Consider the following 17170-nt stretch of genomic DNA (forward strand, 5'->3'; position numbering starts at 1 on the left):
CCCCCCGCCGCCGCCCACCAGCGCCGGCCCAGCGCCGGTGCGCTCGCCACCCCGACCACCGGGGTCCCGTGCACGGTCAGGGCGATGAGTGAGGCCCACGCCGGCATGCCGCGGGAGAAGTTCTTGGTGCCGTCGATCGGGTCCAGGACCCAGCCCCGCCCGCTGGCGGGGACCTCGCCGCCGCGTTCCTCGCCGAGCACGGCGTCGTCGGGACGCTCCGTGGCCAGCTCGGCCCGCAGCGCGTCCTCGGCCGCGGTGTCGGCGTCGGTGACCGGGGTGCGGTCGGGCTTGCTCGTCACCCTCAGGTCGGCGGCGCGGAACCGGGGGAGGGTGATGGCGTCGGCGATGTCGGCCAGGCGCAACGCGAGCCGGAGGTCGGAGTCCGAAGGGGTCACAAGAGCCCAGGATCGCAGGCCGCCGACGGCCTCCGGTGTCCGGTCACGGCTAATTCCGCCTCGCCCGGGTCCTTCCGGGGAGTTCAGGCATAAGCTGCCCGGTGTGACGACCGTCCTGCTGGCCGAGGACGACGCGGCCATCGCCGAACCGCTGTCCCGGGCTCTGCAACGGGAGGGCTACGAGGTCGATGTGGCGGCGGACGGCATCGCCGCGCTCGACCAGGTCCGTCTCGGCCACATCGACCTGCTCGTCCTCGACCTCGGGCTGCCCGGGATGGACGGGCTGGAGGTGTGCCGCCGGCTGCGCCTGGACTTTCCCGACCTCCCCGTCCTGATGCTGACCGCCCGCACCGACGAGGTCGACTTCGTCGTGGGCCTCGATGCCGGTGCCGACGACTACGTGGGCAAGCCGTTCCGGCTCGCCGAGCTGCTCGCCCGGGTTCGCGCGCTGCTGCGCCGGCTGACCCCGGAGGCCGTCGAGGTGGGTGGCGTCCGGATGGAGCTGTCCGGGCGCCGGGTGCTCGTCGACGGCTCCGAGGTCGGGCTCGCGAACAAGGAGTTCGAGCTGCTCCGGGTGCTGCTGCTGCGTGCCGGGCAGGTCGTGACCCGCGAGGAGATCCTGCGTGAGGTCTGGAACGACCCGGACCTCAAGACGTCGAAGACGCTGGACATGCACATGTCCTGGCTCCGGCGGAAGATCGGCGGCGAGCGCCGCATCGCGACGGTCCGGGGCGTCGGGTTCCGCTTCAACCACGACTGAGGACCGAAGGAGGCACGACCGAGGCATGACCCCCGCGAGACGACTGAGACCGAACTGAAAGCCTCCACTGACCCATGCGCCGCCGGATCCTGCAATCGACCCTGTTCGTCGTGGCCATCACGGCTCTGGTGCTGGGCGGACCGCTGGCCATCACCACCTGGCAGCTCGTGGAGGACTTCACGCGGGCGGATCTGACCTCCCGGCTGGAGCAGATCGCGGCCCGGCTCGACGACCCCGACATCGGCGACCACGTCGACAGCGCTGCGATCGGACTGGCGATCCCGGCCGGTGGTCAGCTCACCCTGATGCTTCCGGACCGGCCGCCGCAGATGCTCGGTACCGCGGTCGGGGACAACCCGGTCGCCGAGACCCTGCCCTTCGGTCCCGGCGGCGCGCTCACCATCGCCCAGCCCCGGTCGATCATGCGCACCGAGCAGGTCCAGGTCACGGTCATCGTGCTGCTGCTGGTCGTGCTCTCCGTGGGTACCGGTGCCGTGGTGGCGACGGTGACCGCCCGACGCCTCGCCGAACCGCTGCTCGACGTCGCCGACCGCGCCGCGCGGCTGGGCGCGGGGGACTTCCGGCGGGCTCCGCACCGGCACGGCATCCCCGAGCTCGACCGGGTCTCCGACGTGCTCGACACGTCGGCGGCGGCACTCGCCGAACTCGTGCAGCGCGAACGGGCCCTGGTCGGGGACGTCTCGCACCAGCTGCGCAGCCGGCTGACCGCGTTGCAGTTGCGGCTCGACGAGCTGAGCACCCATCCCGATCCGAGCGCCCGCCGCGAGGCGATCGCCGCCCTCGAGCAGACCGAGCGGCTGACCGGGGTGCTCGACGAACTGCTGGAGGCGGCCCGGCTGGCCCGCGCCGCCGGGGCCGAGCCGCTCGACCTGCGGGAGGGGCTGACCGCCGTCGCGGAGGAGTGGCGGCAGGCGCTGCGCGCGGCCGGGCGCTCGCTCAAGGTCCAGGTCCCGGAGGGCCTGCTGGCCCGCGTCACCCCGGCGCGGATCCGGGAAGCGGTCGGCGCGCTCGTCGACAACGCGACCCACCACGGCGACGGGACCGTCACGGTGGCCGCGCGGTCCGGGGAGAACACGCTGGTCATCGAGGTCAGCGACACCGGGCCGGGGGTGCCCGACGAGCTCGTGCCGCACGTCTTCGACCGGGGCGTCTCGGTCGGTTCGTCGACCGGGCTGGGTCTCGCGCTGGCCCGTGCCCTGGTCGAGGCCGACGGCGGGCGCCTCGAGCTGTCCCGGGCCCGGCCGCCGACCTTCACGATCTTCCTGCCCGCCGCCCGGGCCGACGACATGGTCAGCCTGCCGCGTCCGGTGGGCACCCCGCGCTGAGGACCCGGACGGTCAGTCGCCGACGACCGGCACCTGGCGGCGCACGTTCTCGTCCGGGAAGACGAACCGGCGGAACGCCCACCAGCGGAACGCCATACCGGCGAGGACGCCGAGGACCTGCCCGCTGACGAAGTCCGCGATCTCCTGGGCGAGCAGGCTCACACCGGGGACCTTGAGGTCGAGGACGTACCGCGAGATGGCCAGCGGTGCGGTGTAGACCGCGACGCCGATGCCGCTGATCAGGAAGAACAGCGCGGCCTCGTGGTGGCGCTCGCGCCCACCGCGGGTGCGGAAGGACCACTCGCGGTTGAGCACATAGGACACGATGGTGGCCACGAGCACGGCGATGATCTTCGCGGTGAGTGGCTTCTCGACGAGCACGGTGGCCTTCAGCAGCAGGAACACCGCGGTGTCGATCACCCAGGTGGTGCCGCCGACGAAGGCGAACTTGACGAACTCCCGGTGCCTGATGGCGACGTCGCGGTAGGGCTGGGGGATGCGCGTCAGCACCGCTTCGACCACGGACACCTGATTGATCGTGCCAGATCCACCACCCGGGGCCCGGGGTGGCCCGCGGGCCGTGTCGGCGCCACCGTAGGCTCTACACACCGTGAGCACACCCAGCGGCGCCCCCGTCGTCGGCATGGTGGGGGCCGGGCAGCTGGCCCGGATGACCCACCAGGCCGCGATCGCGCTCGGCCAGTCCCTGCGGGTCCTGGCGGTCCGTCCGGACGAGCCCGCCGCCCAGGTCACCCCGGACGTCGTCCTCGGGTCGGTGGACGACCTCGACGCGCTGCGGGCCTTCGCCCGGGGCTGCGACGCCGTCACCTTCGACCACGAGCAGGTTCCGCAGGCGGCGCTGCGCGCGCTCGTCGAGGCCGGCGTCGCGGTGCGCCCGGGGCCGGACGCGCTGCTGCACGCGCAGGACAAGCTCGTCATGCGTCGCAGGCTGGCCGATCTCGGCATCCCGGTGCCGCCCTTCGCGGAGGTCACGAGCGCGGCGGACGTGAAGGCCTTCGCCGCCGAGCACGGCTGGCCGGTGGTGCTCAAGGCGGTCCGTGGCGGCTACGACGGCCGCGGGGTGTGGATGCTCGACGCCCCCGACCCCGTGCTGATCGAGGAGCTCCTCGCCGCCGGTACGCCGCTGATGGCCGAGCAGGCGGTGGCGATGCGCCGGGAGCTGGCCGCTCAGGTGGCGCGCTCGCCCTACGGCCAGGCCGCGGCCTGGCCGGTGGTGGAGACGGTCCAGGAGGACGGGCAGTGCGTGCAGGTGCTCGTCCCCGCGCCGGGGCTGTCCGAGGAGACCGCGCTGGCCGCCCAGCGACTGGCCCTTCGGGTGGCCGCCGAGCTGGACGTGACCGGGTTGCTGGCCGTCGAGCTGTTCGAGACCGACGCCGGCCTGATCGTCAACGAGCTGGCGATGCGTCCGCACAACTCCGGGCACTGGACGATCGAGGGCGCCCGGACCTCGCAGTTCGAGCAGCATCTGCGCGCGGTGCTCGACTACCCGCTGGGCGTGACGACCCCGACGGCCCCGGTGGTGGTCATGGCCAACGTGCTGGGTGCCGCGGTCCCGCCGGAGATGAGCGTCGACGAGCGGCTGCACCACCTGTTCGCCCGGTTCCCGGATGCCAAGGTGCACCTCTACGGCAAGGCGGAGCGCCCGGCACGCAAGGTCGGCCACGTGACGGTGCTCGGGACGGAACTCGCCCCGGTCCGCGAGCGGGCCGCGCTGGCGGCCGAGTGGCTGTCCACCGCCGTCTGGTCCGACGGCTGGTCACCGCATGACGGAGCGGCGACCGCAGCACCGACAGAACGGGGGGAGCGCGATGTCTGAGTCGCTGGATGCCGGTCCGCTGGTCGGCGTGATCATGGGCAGCGACTCGGACTGGCCGGTGATGGAGGCCGCGGCCGCCGCACTGGCCGAGTTCGAGATCCCGCACGAGGTCGGTGTCTACTCCGCGCACCGGACCCCGCAGCGGATGCTCGACTACGCCCGGGACGCGGCCGGGCGCGGGCTGCGGGTGATCATCGCCGGGGCGGGCGGCGCGGCCCACCTGCCCGGGATGGTCGCCGCAGCGACCCCGCTGCCGGTCGTCGGGGTCCCCGTTCCGCTGAGCCGGCTCGATGGCCTGGACTCGCTGCTGTCGATCGTCCAGATGCCCGCCGGGGTCCCGGTCGCGACGGTCGCCGTGGGCGGGGCGCGCAACGCCGGACTGCTGGCGGCGCGGATCCTGGCCGCCGCCGACCCGGCCCTGCGGGCCCGGATGGAGCAGTTCCAGGCGGCGCTCGAGCGCGCGGTGCTGGAGAAGGACGCGGCACTGCGGGCAACGCTGTCCGGCGCCTGAGCGTCCGCTCGGGCGGAACCCCGCCGTCCGCCCCCGAGGGGTCCCGCCGTGGCGTCGACCGTGCTGATCGAGGCCGTACTTCTGGCGGACATCCGGATCCACGGCGACACCGGTGGACGGCCGCCACGGTGCCCGACCGCGCCGCGGTGAATCTTCGTTGCCGGTACCCGCGGGCGGAACGTACTGTGGAGGTACACGTGAGAGGAGGTGGTCCAGCGTTGATCAGCTACAGGACTCGTGAGGTGGCTGTCCGCTAGCACTACAGGACGTCTCCGACGGCCAGTGGAAGCCGGTGTGGTGCCGGCGAATTCCAGGCAGTCACCCGTGATCCCCGGGCCCGAGCCCGTCCAGCTCGGCGTGCGCATCCCACGATGCGGCCCGGGGATCACGCATGTCCGGCAACAGTCCGCCCGCGGCCGAGCCCGGGTCCTCGTCCAGCGCCCGGGGTTCACCGCCGCCGGATCAGGATCGAGAGGGCCACGCGCGCATCGTGCGACCGACGCGCGTGTTCGGCGCGCGCGTGGCGGCACGGGGCGCGCGTTGTCGAAGACCCGGCCGGGGGTCGGTCAGGAGGGGGTGGTGCGCTCCAGGCGGTCGACCGCTTCCTCCAGCCGGCGCGCGACCTCGGTGAGCTCGTCCGCCGCCTCGACCGGCAGCAGGTCGGCGACCCGTCGGAACCGCGCCCGGCACGACTCCACCCCGGCCGGTGTCGCGCCGTCGGCCAGCCATCGCCGCAGGGCCTGGTTGTGCGCGGCGACGACGGCGGCGGCGGTGACCGCGGCGCGCAGCTCGCCGTCGGGCACGTCGGCCAGCCGCACGCGCAGCTGCCGGGTGAACAGCCGCCGGTAGCGGTCGACGCTGGCCACCTCCCGGTCGCGCAGCGCCGGCACCTCGTGGGTGAGCCGGAACCGCTTGCGGGCGACATCGGCGTCGTCGAAGTACAGGTCGAACACCGTCTCGCCGGCGCGCAGCACCAGCGACAGCACCGGCTCGGACGGGTGGGCGTCGGCGAAGATCGCCCCGACCCGGGCCAGGCAGGCCTCGTGGTCCGGGGAGACGGCGTCCTCCTTGCCGCGGAAGTAGCGGAAGAACGTGCGCCGGCCGACCCCCGCCGCGGCGGCGATGTCGTCGACGGTCGTGTCGTCGTAGCCGCGCTCGGTGAACAGGGCGACGGCGGCGTTCACCAGGTCCCGGCGGACCTCGGCGCGGCCCTCCGCCGACCGGCCGCGGCGCGGGGCGGGCGGCGCGCCGGCCGAAGAATTCATGGCACGCAGGGTAGCACCGTGTTTGCTAGATGGCACGGAGTGCCGTTAGGGTGTCGATGCCGAGATCAACGCACCGCATTCTGGGGACGGGGACATGAACGCCGACTTCGACACCTACCGGCTCAGCGACGAGCACGAGGCCCTGCGCGAGGCCGTCCGCGCTCTCGCGGAGAAGGAGATCGCGCCGTATGCCGCGGAGGTGGACGAGCAGGGGCGCTACCCCGTCGAGGCCCGCGACGCGCTGGTCAAGGCCGGGTTCCACGCCATCACGATCCCCGAGGAGTACGGCGGCGAGGGGGCCGACGAGCTGGCCGGCTGCATCGTCATCGAGGAGGTCGCGCGGGCCTGCGCGTCGTCCTCGCTGATCCCCGGCGTCAACGGGCTGGGCCTGACCCCGATCCTGCTGTCCGCCTCGCACGAGCTCAAGCAGCAGGTGCTGCCCTCGATCGCCAGCGGCGAGGCGATGATCTCCTACGCGCTGTCCGAGCGGGAGGCCGGCTCCGACGCCGCGTCGATGAAGACCCGCGCCCGCCGCGACGGCGACGAGTGGGTGCTCAACGGCACGAAGTGCTGGATCACCAACGCCGGCGAGTCGACCTGGTACACCGTGATGGCGGTGACCGACCCGGAGAAGAAGGCGAACGGCATCTCCGCGTTCGTGGTCCACAAGGACGACCCGGGCTTCGAGGTCGGGCCGAAGGAGCGCAAGCTCGGGATCAACGGCTCGCCCACCCGCGAGATCTACTTCTCCGACTGCCGGATCCCGGCCGACCGGATCATCGGCGCCGAGGGCACCGGTTTCAAGACCGCGCTGCAGACGCTCGACCACACCCGCCCGACGATCGGTGCGCAGGCGGTCGGCATCGCGCAGGGCGCGCTCGACGTCGCGATCTCCTACGTCAAGGAGCGCAAGCAGTTCGGCAAGCACCTGGCCGAGTTCCAGGGCCTGCAGTTCATGATCGCCGACATGGCGATGAAGGTCGAGGCGGCCCGGCAGCTGGTCTACGTGGCCACCTCGCGCGCCGAGCGCGGTGAGGCGAACCTCGGCTTCATCTCCAGCGCGGCCAAGTGCATGGCCAGCGACGTGGCGATGTCGGTGACCACCGACGCCGTGCAGCTGCTCGGCGGGGCGGGCTACACCAAGGACTTCCCGGTGGAGCGCATGATGCGCGACGCCAAGATCACTCAGATCTACGAGGGCACCAACCAGGTGCAGCGACTCGTCATGGCGCGCGCGCTGCTCCGCTGAGTTCCGATCGACCGACGACGCCGGCCGCGGCACGCCCGCGGCCGGCGGCCTGCTCGGCGTCGAGGAGGACGAGGTCGCGATCGGTTCCGGCAGTCCATCCCGGCCCGGGGCGCCGTCGTCCGTCTGTCCCGAATGGAGATGGAGCCGTCCGTGGCCGACGACGGCGTCCCCTTCACCCAGGACAACTCCATGTCCCGGGTCCAGGGGGCGCCGGGACCGTGCAGCTTCCGGCGGCTCATCGACCGGGACTCCGGCAGCTGAGGCGCGGCGCCACCGGGGGAGGTTCAGAGCAGGAAGCGGAACAGCGGGCTGTTCGGCGGCACCTGCTCGATGTGCGGCGGCGCGGCACGCATCCGCTCCAGCAGCGCGCCGAGGTCCTCCGGGCGGCCGAGCTCGATGCCGACCAGCGCGGGCCCGGTCTCCCGGTTGCTGCGCTTGACGTACTCGAACAGCGTGATGTCGTCGTCCGGGCCGAGTACGTCGTCGAGGAACCGGCGCAGTGCCCCGGGCTCCTGCGGGAAGTCGACGAGGAAGTAGTGCTTGCGGCCCTCGTGCACCAGGGCCCGCTCGACGATCTCCGCGTACCGGCTCACGTCGTTGTTGCCGCCGGACAGCACGCACACGGTCGTGCCCCCACGTGGGATGTCCAATGTGTCCAGAGCCGCCGGGGCGAGCGCTCCGGCGGGCTCGGCGATGATCCCGTCGCTCTGGTACAGAGCGAGCATCTCCATGCAGATCCGGCCCTCGGGCACCGGGGTGAGGGCGACGCCCGCGTCGCGGACGATCGGGAAGGTGACGTCGCCGACCCGCCGGACCGCGGCACCGTCGACGAACGGGTCGAGCTCGGCGAGCGTGACCGGCGCCCCGGCGTCGACCGCCGCGGCCATCCCGGCGGCCCCGGCCGGCTCCACGCCGGCCACCCGGACCCCGGGGTGGCGCTCACCCAGCCAGGCCAGCGTCCCGGCCAGCAGCCCGCCCCCGCCCACGGGCACGACGAGCAGGTCGGGCTCGCCGCCGAGCTGGCCGATGATCTCGCGGGCCACCGTGCCCTGCCCGGCCACGGTGCGCGGGTCGTCGAACGCGGGGACGAGGGTGGCGCCGGTGTCGCCGGCGTCGGCGGCCGCGGCGGCTGCCGCGTCGTCGTAGGTGTTGCCGACCACGATGACGTCGACGACCCTGCCGCCCAGCTTGGCCACCCGGTCGCGCTTCTGGCGCGGTGTGGTGCGCGGCAGGTACACCCGCGCCTTGACCCCGAGCCGGGCGCACGCGAACGCGACCCCCTGCGCGTGGTTGCCCGCACTCGCGCACACCACGCCCCGGTCGCGGGCGGCGTCGTCGAGCTGCGCGATGAGGTTGTAGGCCCCGCGGATCTTGTAGGACCGGACGGGCTGCAGGTCCTCGCGCTTGAGCCACACCTCGCCGCCGACGGCGTCGGAGAGCCGCGGGGACAGCTGCAGCGGGCTCGGGCCGATCACGGCTCGCAGCCGCTCGGCGGCGTCGTCGACGTCGTGGGCAGTCACGGTTGTCACGGTGGACACGGTCCCACGATCCCTCAGGTCAGCCGGACGGTGGTCTTCTCGGTGTCCGCCCGATGATCCAGCTTCGCCGGGTCGGCGTTGCGGCACTGGACCAGCGACGCACCGGCGGCCAGCACGGCGAGCAACCCGTCGAGCACGCAGTCCAGACTGGACCAGTCCAGAGTGGACAGCACGCGGTCCCCTACGGACACCCCGAGGGCCGTCGCGCGGTGGTGGGCGTCGGTGAGCACGTCGGCCACCGAGCCGCCGGCCAGCGCAGGGGCGTCGTCGGGTACCTCGTCCCACGGGACGAACTCGTCGCCCTGCAGCCGGACCTCGGTCGCGAAGTCGATGACCCCGGCGGGCAGGCCGGGCAGCCCGCGGCCGAACGCGTCCAGCGACAGCGCGATGACACCCCCGTCGGGCTCGGCGGCCAGCGCGAGGTCGACCCGGTCGGCGTCGCAGAGCACCCACTCCGCCTCGCCCGGCTCGGCGACCACCTGCCCGCCGCACCACCAGATGGCCAGCAGCACGGCTGCGGTCTGCCAGTGCGCGGGCAGCAGCACCGCCACCGGGGTGCCGGGTTCGACGTCGCACTCGTCGCGCAGCAGGTTCGCGGCCTTGGCGGCCCAGTTGGCCGTCGTGATCGCCGAGAGTTCGATGCGCTCGCCGGTCGCGTCGTCGTAGAAGGTGATCAGCGGCCGGGCCGGGTTGCCGGCCAGCGCCGGTTCGAGCAGCGCGGCGGTCAGGGTCACAGCAGGGCCTCGCAGAAGAGTCGTTCGGAGGGCGGCATCAATCGATGCACGGTACGCCGCTCGCCGTGATCGGCGGTTCCGCGGCGGGTGGAGCCCCGGCGGCCGGGGTGGCCGCCGGGGCGGTGGTCGGGGCGGCCGCCCGGCTGAAGTCCGTGCCGAGCAGCACCTGCACCCGCCCGGGGGGCGCGGTGTCGGAGCGCTCGACCGGCAGGTTGCCGAGCTGGGCGGCGACCGCTCCCGCGGCGTCGGCGTCGTCGTCATCGGCATGGCGCACCACCGATGTCGAGCGGGCCCCGGCGTTCTCCACGCTGCCCCGGGTGAACCCGGCCGCGGCGAGCTGGTCGGCCACCTGGGCGGCGAGCCCGGTGGCTCCCGAGGCGTTCCCGACGTCGACGGTCACCTGTGCGGGGTCCACCGCCGGGGTCGGTGGCGGCGCCGCGGCCGCTGCGTTGTCGCCGGTCTTCTGCTCGACGAACCCGCGCACCTCGTCGCGATCGACGAGCACCACGTCGCCGCGTTCGTTGGACTCCCCGCCGCGGGTCGGGATGGTCAGGAACTCGAGCTTGCCGGCCGCGATGTTCGACGCCTGGCGGGCGAAGGCGAGCACGTCCCACCCGGAGTCGATGACCAGCGACTTCTGCGCCACGTCGATCAGGGCGCCGAGGGTGTTCGGGTTGGTGAGGGTGCCGCTGGAGAGGATCTTGTCGGCGACGGCGGCGAGGAACACCTGCTGACGGCGGATGCGGGACAGGTCGCCCTCGGGCAGGGCATGGCGCTGCCGCACGAACGCCAGCGCGTCGGCGCCGGAGATGGTCTGCGGTCCGGCCGGGAAGCGGGCACCCGACAGCTCCTCGTCGACCGGGGCCTTGAGGCAGACGTCGACACCGCCGATGGCCGTCGTCAGGTTGTAGAAACCGAGCAGGTTGACCTCGGCGTAGTGGTCGATCTGCACGCCGGTCAGGTCCTCGACCGTCGAGATCAGCGTGCTGCGTCCGGCCGCCGCCGACTCCCGGTCCACCCGCTTGTGGTCACGGATGCCCTGGGCGACCAGCTCATCGGCCTTGAGCGCCTTCGTCGCGGGGTAGGCAGCGTTGATCTTGTCGCGGCGGTAGCCGGGAATGTCGACGTAACTGTCGCGCGGGATCGAGAAGGCGACCCCGCTGCCGCCGTCGGCGGGCAGGTGGAGGAGCATGATCGTGTCGGAGTTCAGCACCCCGGGTTCGGCCCCGCTGCGCAGCTGGGCCAGGACCTGCTCGGGCAGCGGGTTGCCCTGGGCGTCGGTGCGGCTGTCCACCCCGACCAGCAGGATGTTCAGCCCGTCGCCGTCGGACCCGCCGAAGATCACGTCGGTGGTCGTCAGCCCGGCCACGAGGTCGCGGTAGAGCCCCCAGGCGGTGCCGGTCAGGACCAGGACGAGGGCGGACATGGTGGCCATCGTGATGCGCAGGCGCCGGGGCCAGTCGGGCGGCGCGGACGCCGCGGCGCCGTCCCGGGGGCGGCGTGGCCCGGCCGGGCGGGTGGTCGCCGGGCGCGAGCCGCCCGGCCGTGAGCCGCCGGGGCGGGCCCGGGCGGTGCCGCCGCGCGGGGCGGCCGATCGCGGCGGGTCGGACCGGGCGCCGGACCGCGAACCCGGGGGCGGCGGGCCCGATCGCGTGGAGCCGAACTCCGACGAGGTGTAGGGCGACCCGTACCGATCCCCGGACGCCGGCCGGTACGACGATCCGGAGGACGAGCCACGGCGCGCGGATCCTGTCCGCACCCCGCTTCCGGCCCACCGCTCGTCCACATCGCTCCCGTCATCCGCCCGATCGGGCCCACCAGGGTGCAACATCTCTACCGGAAATCGGCGCGACGGGCTGCGTGTCGGGGCAACGATTTCGGCAGCGTGGCACGATTTCACACATGTCATCCCCCTCCCGAGTGCTCATCACCGGCGGCGCCGGCTTCATCGGCTCGCACTACGTCCGCACCCTGGTGAGCGGGGGCTACGCCGCGTTCGCCGAGGCCGAGGTGGTGGTCCTGGACCTGCTGACCTACGCCGGGAACGAGGCCAACCTGGCCCCCGTGGCGGGCTCGCCGCAGTTGCGTTTCGTGCGCGGTGACATTCGTGACACCGATCTCGTCGCGAAGCTCATGGTGGGCACCGATGTGGTGGTGCACTTCGCCGCGGAGTCGCATGTGGACCGGTCGATCACCGGTGCCGCGGACTTCGTCTCGACGAACGTCGCAGGCACCCAGGTGTTGCTGCAGGGCGCGCTCGACGCCGGGGTCACGACCTTCGTGCAGGTCTCCACCGACGAGGTCTACGGCTCGATCGACGAGGGTTCGTGGACCGAGGAGACGCCGATCGCGCCGAACTCGCCGTACTCGGCGGCCAAGGCCGGCGGCGATCTGCTGGCGCGCTCGTACCACCGTACGTACGGGATGGACGTGCGGATCACCCGGTGCACCAACAACTACGGGCCGTACCACTTCCCGGAGAAGGTCGTCCCGCTGTTCATCACGAACCTGCTCGACGGCCTGCCGGTACCGCTGTACGGCGACGGCGGCAACGTCCGGGACTGGCTGCACGTCGACGACCACTGCCGCGGGATCCAGCTGGTCGCGGAGCGCGGCAGGCCGGGCGAGATCTACCACATCGGCGGCGGCACCGAGCTGACCAACCGCGAGCTGACCACCCTGCTGCTCGAGGCGACGGGGCGCGACGAGTCCTTCATCCGGCCGGTGGCCGACCGCCTCGGGCACGACCGGCGCTACAGCCTCGACGACACCAAGATCCGTGCCGAGCTGGGCTACGCGCCCGCGACCGACTTCGCCACGGGCCTGGCCGACACCGTGCGCTGGTATCGGGAGAACCGGGCGTGGTGGGAGCCGCTGCGCGCGCGGGCCGCCCTGTGACCCGCTGGCTGATCACCGGCGCGAACGGGATGCTCGGCACGGCACTGCGGGCGGTGCTGGCCGGGCAGGAGCCGGTCGCGCTCGGCCGGGCGGAGCTCGACGTCACCGACGCGGCCTCGATAGAGCGAGCGATCAGCGCGCACCGCCCCGACGTGGTGCTCAACGCCGCCGCCTACACCGCCGTCGACGCCGCGGAGAGCGAGCACGCCGCCGCGTACGCCGGCAATGCCGAGGGCCCTGCCGCCCTGGCCGCCGCGTGCGCCGCGGCGGGCGCCCGGCTCGTGCACGTGTCCACCGACTACGTCTTCGCCGGGGACGCGACGGCGCCCTACGAGCCCGGCGATCCGACCGGCCCGCGCACCGTCTACGGCGCCAGCAAGCTGGCCGGCGAGCAGGCGGTGCTCGCCGCCTCCCCGCGGCACCACGTGGTGCGCACGGCATGGCTCTACGGCGGGGGCGGCGCGAACTTCGTCTCCACGATGGCCCGGCTGGCGCGCGAGGGCCGCGACCCGCAGGTGGTCGACGATCAGCGCGGCAGCCCGACGTGGGCCGGTGATCTGGCCGCGGCGCTCGTCGAGCTGGGCGGGGCGGACGTCCCGGGCGGGGTGCTGCACTTCGCCAACGGCGGGGAGACCACCTGGTTCGGCCTGGCCCGCGCCGTCTTCTCCGAGGTGGGCGCGGACCCGGATCGGGTCGGCCCCTGCGGGACCGACCAGTTCCCCCGGCCCGCGCCGCGGCCGGCCTACTCGGTGCTGGGCGATGCGGCATGGCGCCGGGCCGGGCTGACCCCGCCCCGGCCGTGGCGCGTCGCGCTGACCGCGGCGTTCGTGGCGGAGCGTGACGCGCTGCTCGGTCGGTGAGAACCTGATCCCTCACCTGATCGAGTGAGGGACGGTATGACCGAACCGCTGTCCCAGCAGGGCCGCGAGCTCCTGGACCGCGACCGGGCCCTCGAGGCCGTCGAGATCCTGCGGCACGCCGTCGCGACCGGTGAGCCGTCGGCGCCCGGACTGCTGGCCCGCGCGTACCTCGACAGCGGCAGCTGGCACGCCGCGGCCGAGTGGCTCGGGCAGCTGGTCGAGCGCGGCCACACGGAGTTCGCGGGCCGGCTCGGGGTGGCACTCGCCGAGCTCGGCGACGCCGCCCGGGCGGAGGATGCGCTGCGGCTCGCGATCGACCACGGCGAGCTGGCCGCGGCCAACGACCTCGCGATCCTGCTGCGCGCCCAGGGCCGCCCCGGCGAGGCCGTGCAGGTGCTGATCTGGGCGGCCGAGGCCGGCGACGAGCTGGCACCCGACAACCTCGTCGCCTTCCACCTGGAGGCGGGTGACCTGCCCACCGCCGTCGAGGTGGCCGAGCGGTACGCCGACGACGCGCGTCCGGACACCGTGGTGGCGCTGGCGGACGCGCGCGCGGCCGCGGGCCGCGACGACGACGCCGAGGAGCTCTACCGCCGCGCCGGCGCGCTCGGGGCGCTGCGCGCGCACACCGCGTACGGCGGGTTCCTGCTGGACGTCCGAGGCGACGTCGCGGGCGCGGAGCGCGAGTTCCGGGAGGCGCGCCGCCACCGCGAGCCGGGTTCGGCCTACGCGCTGGGCCGGTTCCTGGCCGACGAGGGGCGCCGCGACGAGGCCCGCGAACACCTCGTGGCGGGCACGAACGCGGGCGACCGCAACGCCGCCGAGGCGCTCGCGGAACTCGACGGCGTGGACCCGACCGACGACTGAGCGCGTTCGGAGCTAGGGTTGCCCGCCGTGGATCCAGCCCCCCGGGACTACGGCGACGAGCTCGCCGTCGTCACCGTCACGTACTCGCCGGGGGAGACCCTGGACGCCTTCCTCGACTCGCTGAAGGGCGCCACCGACCGGGTCCTGCGGGTGGTGCTGGCCGACAACGGATCGACCGACGGCGCGCCCGAGCGGGCCGCCGAGCGTGCGGGCGTGGACCTGCTGCGTATCGGCGAGAACGTCGGCTACGGCACCGCGGCGAACCGCGGGGTCGCCGAACTGGGCCCGGAGGTCGGCTGGGTCGTCGTCGCCAATCCGGACCTCGTGTGGGGCGAGGGCTCGATCGACGCGCTGCTCGCTGCGGCCCGGCGCTGGCCCCGCGCGGGCGCGCTCGGGCCGCTGATCCGCCAGCCGGACGGCTTCGTCTACCCGTCGGCCCGGTTGCTGCCCTCGCTGGGCCGCGGCGCCGGGCACGCCGTGGCGTCGCGGGTGTGGCCGGGCAACCCGTGGACGCGGCAGTACCGCCAGTCCGACGAGGTCGTCGCCGAACGCCCGGCCGGCTGGCTGTCGGGTTCCTGCCTGCTGCTGCGCCGCACGGCGTTCGACTCGGTGAACGGCTTCGACCCCCGGTACTTCATGTACTTCGAGGACGTCGACCTCGGCGACCGTCTGCAGCGGGCCGGCTGGCTCAACGTCTACGTGCCCACCGCCGAGGTCGTACACACCGGGGGGCACTCCACGACGCGGGCCGACGTCTCGGCGCGGATGCTCGCCGAGCACCACCGCAGCGCTTACCGCTACCTGGCCGACCGGCACCGCGGCGTGTGCTGGGCCCCGCTGCGCGCAGCGCTCGGGCTCGGGCTGCGGGTACGGGCGGCGGCCGCCGTCCGGCGGGCCGCCCGCTGATACCGCAGAGTCGAACCCCAGAGTCGGACCGCAGGGACGAAACGGAGGATCCAGGTGCTGGACGACGTCGAAGCGGTGGTGCTCGTCGGCGGCAAGGGGACCCGGCTGCAGCCGCTGACGTTCTCCGCCCCGAAACCCATGCTGCCCACCGCCGGGGTGCCCTTCCTGGCCCATCTGCTGTCCCGGATCCGGGCCGCGGGGGTGCGCCGCGTCGTGCTGGGGACCTCGTACCTGGCGGAGACCTTCGCCGACTACTTCGGGGACGGCACCACCCTGGGGCTGGAGATCACCTACGTGGTGGAGGAGGTCCCGCTGGGCACCGGCGGCGGGATCCGCAACGTGGCCAAGCACCTGACCAGCGACGACGTGCTGATCTTCAACGGTGACGTACTGGCCGGCACCGACCTGCGCGCCGTCGTCGCGACGCACCGGCACACGGATGCCGACGTCACCCTGCACCTGGTCCGGGTACCGGACCCGCGGGCCTACGGCTGCGTGCCGACCGACGGCGACGGACGGGTCCTGGAGTTCCTGGAGAAGACCGCGAACCCGCCGACCGACCAGATCAACGCCGGTTGCTACGTCTTCCGCCGCTCGGTGATCGACACGATCCCGGAGGGCCGGCCGGTGTCGGTGGAGCGGGAGACCTTCCCCCGGCTGCTCGCCACGGGCTCGCGCGTGTCCGGGCACGTCGACACCGCGTACTGGCGGGACATGGGCACCCCCGCGGACCTGGTGCACGGTTCGGCCGACCTGGTCCGCGGCGTCGCGCCGTCGGCGGCGCTGGCCGGGCCGGTCGGGGAGGCGCTGGTGCTCGACGGCGCCCGGATCGCCGATGACGCGCGGGTCCACGGCGGCACGACCGTGGGCCGCGGCGTTCGGATCGGGGCCGGGGCACGGGTCGAGGGCGCGATGCTCTTCGACGGCGCGGTGGTCGGCGCGGGCGCGGTGGTGCAGCACTCCGTGCTCGGGATGGGTGCGCAGGTCGGGGACGGCGCGGTCCTGGTCGATGCGATCGTCGGGGACCGGGCGGTGATCGGGGCGCGCTGCGAACTGCGCGCCGGTGCCCGGGTCTGGCCGGACGTGGTGCTGCCCCCGCACGGGGTACGTTTCTCGCCTGATGTCGAGTAGCACCCGGGAGTGGCTCCCGCCGTTCAGGCTGGACCTGTCCGGGGTGCTGGCCCCGCTGCGCCGCGGCAAGGGTGACCCGACCTGGCGTTCGGTCGGCGAGGGCTCCGCGATCTGGCGGGTGACGAGCACCCCGGACGGGCCCGCGACGATGCGGCTGCACCGCCGCGGTGACGGCACCGTCGTCGCCGATGCGTGGGGCCCCGGGGCGGAGTGGGTGCTCGACGGGCTGCCGGCGCTGCTGGGCGCCGACGACGATCCCGGCGCCTTCGTCGCGCACCACCCGCTCGTCGAGGATGCGGCGCGCCGGATGCCGGGGATCCGGCTGGGGTCGAGCCGCCGGGTGTGGGACTCGCTGATCCCGGCCGTGCTCGAGCAGAAGGTCACCGGGGTCGAGGCACGCCGGTCCTGGCGTGAGCTGTGCCGGCGTTTCGGCGACCGGCCGCCAGGGCCTACGGACCTGGTCCCGTCCGGCATGCGCGTCCCGCCGACCCCGGCCCGGATCCGCGCGGTGCTCGACTGGGAGTGGCACGAGGCCGGCGTCGACTCCGCCCGCCGGCGCGCGATCCTGGCCGCCGCGTCGGTCGCGCACCGGCTGGAGGACGCCGCGACGCTGGGCGGCGAGGCCGGCCGCGAACTGTTGCGCAAGGTCCCGGGGATCGGGGTGTGGACGGCCGCGGAGATCGCCCAGCGGGTCTGGGGTGACCCGGACGCGGTGAGCTTCGGCGACTTCCACATCCCGACGCTGGTCGGCTGGGCGCTGGTCGGCCGCCCGCTGGACGACGCCGGGATGCTCGCCGTGCTCGCGCCGTACGCCCCGCAACGCCAGCGCGCGGTGCGCTACGTCGAGCTGTCGGGTTTCCGCCGCCCCCGCTT

At 73.9% G+C, this 17170-nt stretch carries 18 protein-coding genes; 12 read left to right on the top strand and 6 right to left on the bottom strand.

Annotated features, from left to right (window positions below):
- On the bottom strand, positions 1–395 hold a 395-nt coding region (locus tag HF519_RS24850), incomplete at its 3' end, for an inositol monophosphatase family protein (RefSeq protein ID WP_312860330.1).
- A 103-nt stretch (positions 396–498) separates the two neighbouring features.
- Between HF519_RS24850 and HF519_RS24855 the strand changes: the two genes are divergently transcribed.
- Together HF519_RS24855 and HF519_RS24860 are read left to right on the top strand one after the other, a co-directional pair.
- Entirely contained in the window at positions 499–1155 is a 657-nt protein-coding gene (locus HF519_RS24855; RefSeq protein WP_169415422.1) for a response regulator transcription factor, read from the top strand.
- 74 nt (positions 1156–1229) lie between these two features.
- Positions 1230–2501 (top strand): ATP-binding protein, encoded by a 1272-nt coding sequence (locus HF519_RS24860; protein WP_169415423.1) that lies wholly within the window; start codon positions 1230–1232, stop codon positions 2499–2501.
- Between the two features lie 12 nt (positions 2502–2513).
- On the opposite strand, the gene HF519_RS24865 is transcribed toward HF519_RS24860, so the two are convergent.
- Entirely contained in the window at positions 2514–3029 is a 516-nt protein-coding gene (locus HF519_RS24865) for a GtrA family protein (protein WP_169415424.1), read from the bottom strand.
- Between the two features lie 82 nt (positions 3030–3111).
- Here HF519_RS24865 and HF519_RS24870 point away from each other — a divergent pair, with 82 nt between their 5' ends.
- The gene (locus HF519_RS24870; protein ID WP_169415425.1) at positions 3112–4338 is read left to right on the top strand and encodes a 5-(carboxyamino)imidazole ribonucleotide synthase; all 1227 of its coding nucleotides are present in this window, start codon (positions 3112–3114) and stop codon (positions 4336–4338) included.
- Complete coding sequence (gene purE, locus HF519_RS24875) at positions 4331–4849, top strand: 5-(carboxyamino)imidazole ribonucleotide mutase (protein WP_169415426.1); 519 nt, start codon at positions 4331–4333, stop codon at positions 4847–4849. Before HF519_RS24870 ends, purE begins: the two co-directional genes overlap by 8 nt.
- Positions 4850–5415: 566 nt before the next feature.
- Here the strand turns inward: purE and HF519_RS24880 are convergent.
- Positions 5416–6114 (bottom strand): TetR family transcriptional regulator, encoded by a 699-nt coding sequence (locus tag HF519_RS24880; protein WP_169415427.1) that lies wholly within the window; start codon positions 6112–6114, stop codon positions 5416–5418.
- 94 nt (positions 6115–6208) lie between these two features.
- Between HF519_RS24880 and HF519_RS24885 the strand changes: the two genes are divergently transcribed.
- Positions 6209–7363 (top strand): acyl-CoA dehydrogenase, encoded by a 1155-nt coding sequence (locus HF519_RS24885; RefSeq protein WP_169415428.1) that lies wholly within the window; start codon positions 6209–6211, stop codon positions 7361–7363.
- 284 nt (positions 7364–7647) lie between these two features.
- Here HF519_RS24885 and ilvA read toward each other — a convergent pair whose 3' ends face one another.
- From ilvA to HF519_RS24900, 3 genes are read right to left on the bottom strand one after another with little or no spacing between them, the layout of a single operon-like run.
- A complete protein-coding gene (ilvA, locus tag HF519_RS24890; protein ID WP_312860332.1) occupies positions 7648–8883 on the bottom strand; it encodes a threonine ammonia-lyase IlvA in 1236 nt (411 codons plus the stop codon).
- Between the two features lie 32 nt (positions 8884–8915).
- Positions 8916–9635, bottom strand: coding sequence for a TIGR03089 family protein (locus HF519_RS24895; protein WP_169415421.1), 720 nt, complete (start codon positions 9633–9635; stop codon positions 8916–8918).
- 37 nt (positions 9636–9672) lie between these two features.
- On the bottom strand, positions 9673–11061 hold the full coding sequence (locus tag HF519_RS24900; RefSeq protein ID WP_169415429.1) for an LCP family protein: 1389 nt from the start codon (positions 11059–11061) through the stop codon (positions 9673–9675).
- On the opposite strand from HF519_RS24900, the gene HF519_RS24905 reads away from it, so the two are divergent.
- From HF519_RS24905 to HF519_RS24935, 7 genes are all read left to right on the top strand, one after another.
- Entirely contained in the window at positions 11060–11314 is a 255-nt protein-coding gene (locus HF519_RS24905) for a hypothetical protein (protein WP_169415430.1), read from the top strand. The genes HF519_RS24900 and HF519_RS24905 overlap by 2 nt on opposite strands.
- A gap of 223 nt (positions 11315–11537) precedes the next feature.
- Positions 11538–12533, top strand: a complete 996-nt coding sequence (gene rfbB, locus HF519_RS24910) for a dTDP-glucose 4,6-dehydratase (RefSeq protein ID WP_169415431.1) — start codon at positions 11538–11540, stop codon at positions 12531–12533.
- Positions 12530–13393 carry a dTDP-4-dehydrorhamnose reductase gene (gene rfbD, locus HF519_RS24915; protein ID WP_169415432.1) on the top strand — a complete coding sequence of 288 codons (864 nt, stop codon included), beginning with the start codon at positions 12530–12532 and terminating at the stop codon, positions 13391–13393. Before rfbB ends, rfbD begins: the two co-directional genes overlap by 4 nt.
- Before the next feature lie 36 nt (positions 13394–13429).
- Complete coding sequence (locus HF519_RS24920) at positions 13430–14260, top strand: tetratricopeptide repeat protein (RefSeq protein WP_169415433.1); 831 nt, start codon at positions 13430–13432, stop codon at positions 14258–14260.
- Positions 14261–14287: 27 nt separating this feature from the next.
- Entirely contained in the window at positions 14288–15166 is an 879-nt protein-coding gene (locus HF519_RS24925) for a glycosyltransferase family 2 protein (protein WP_312860331.1), read from the top strand.
- Between the two features lie 48 nt (positions 15167–15214).
- Entirely contained in the window at positions 15215–16297 is a 1083-nt protein-coding gene (manB, locus tag HF519_RS24930) for a mannose-1-phosphate guanylyltransferase (protein ID WP_438826436.1), read from the top strand.
- A partial coding sequence (locus HF519_RS24935; protein WP_169415435.1) for a DNA-3-methyladenine glycosylase family protein occupies positions 16287–17170 on the top strand: 884 nt, incomplete at its 3' end. The genes manB and HF519_RS24935, both read left to right, overlap by 11 nt.

The sequence above is a fragment of the Pseudonocardia bannensis genome (assembly GCF_012911875.1).
Classification (GTDB): Bacteria; Actinomycetota; Actinomycetes; order Mycobacteriales; family Pseudonocardiaceae; genus Pseudonocardia; species Pseudonocardia bannensis.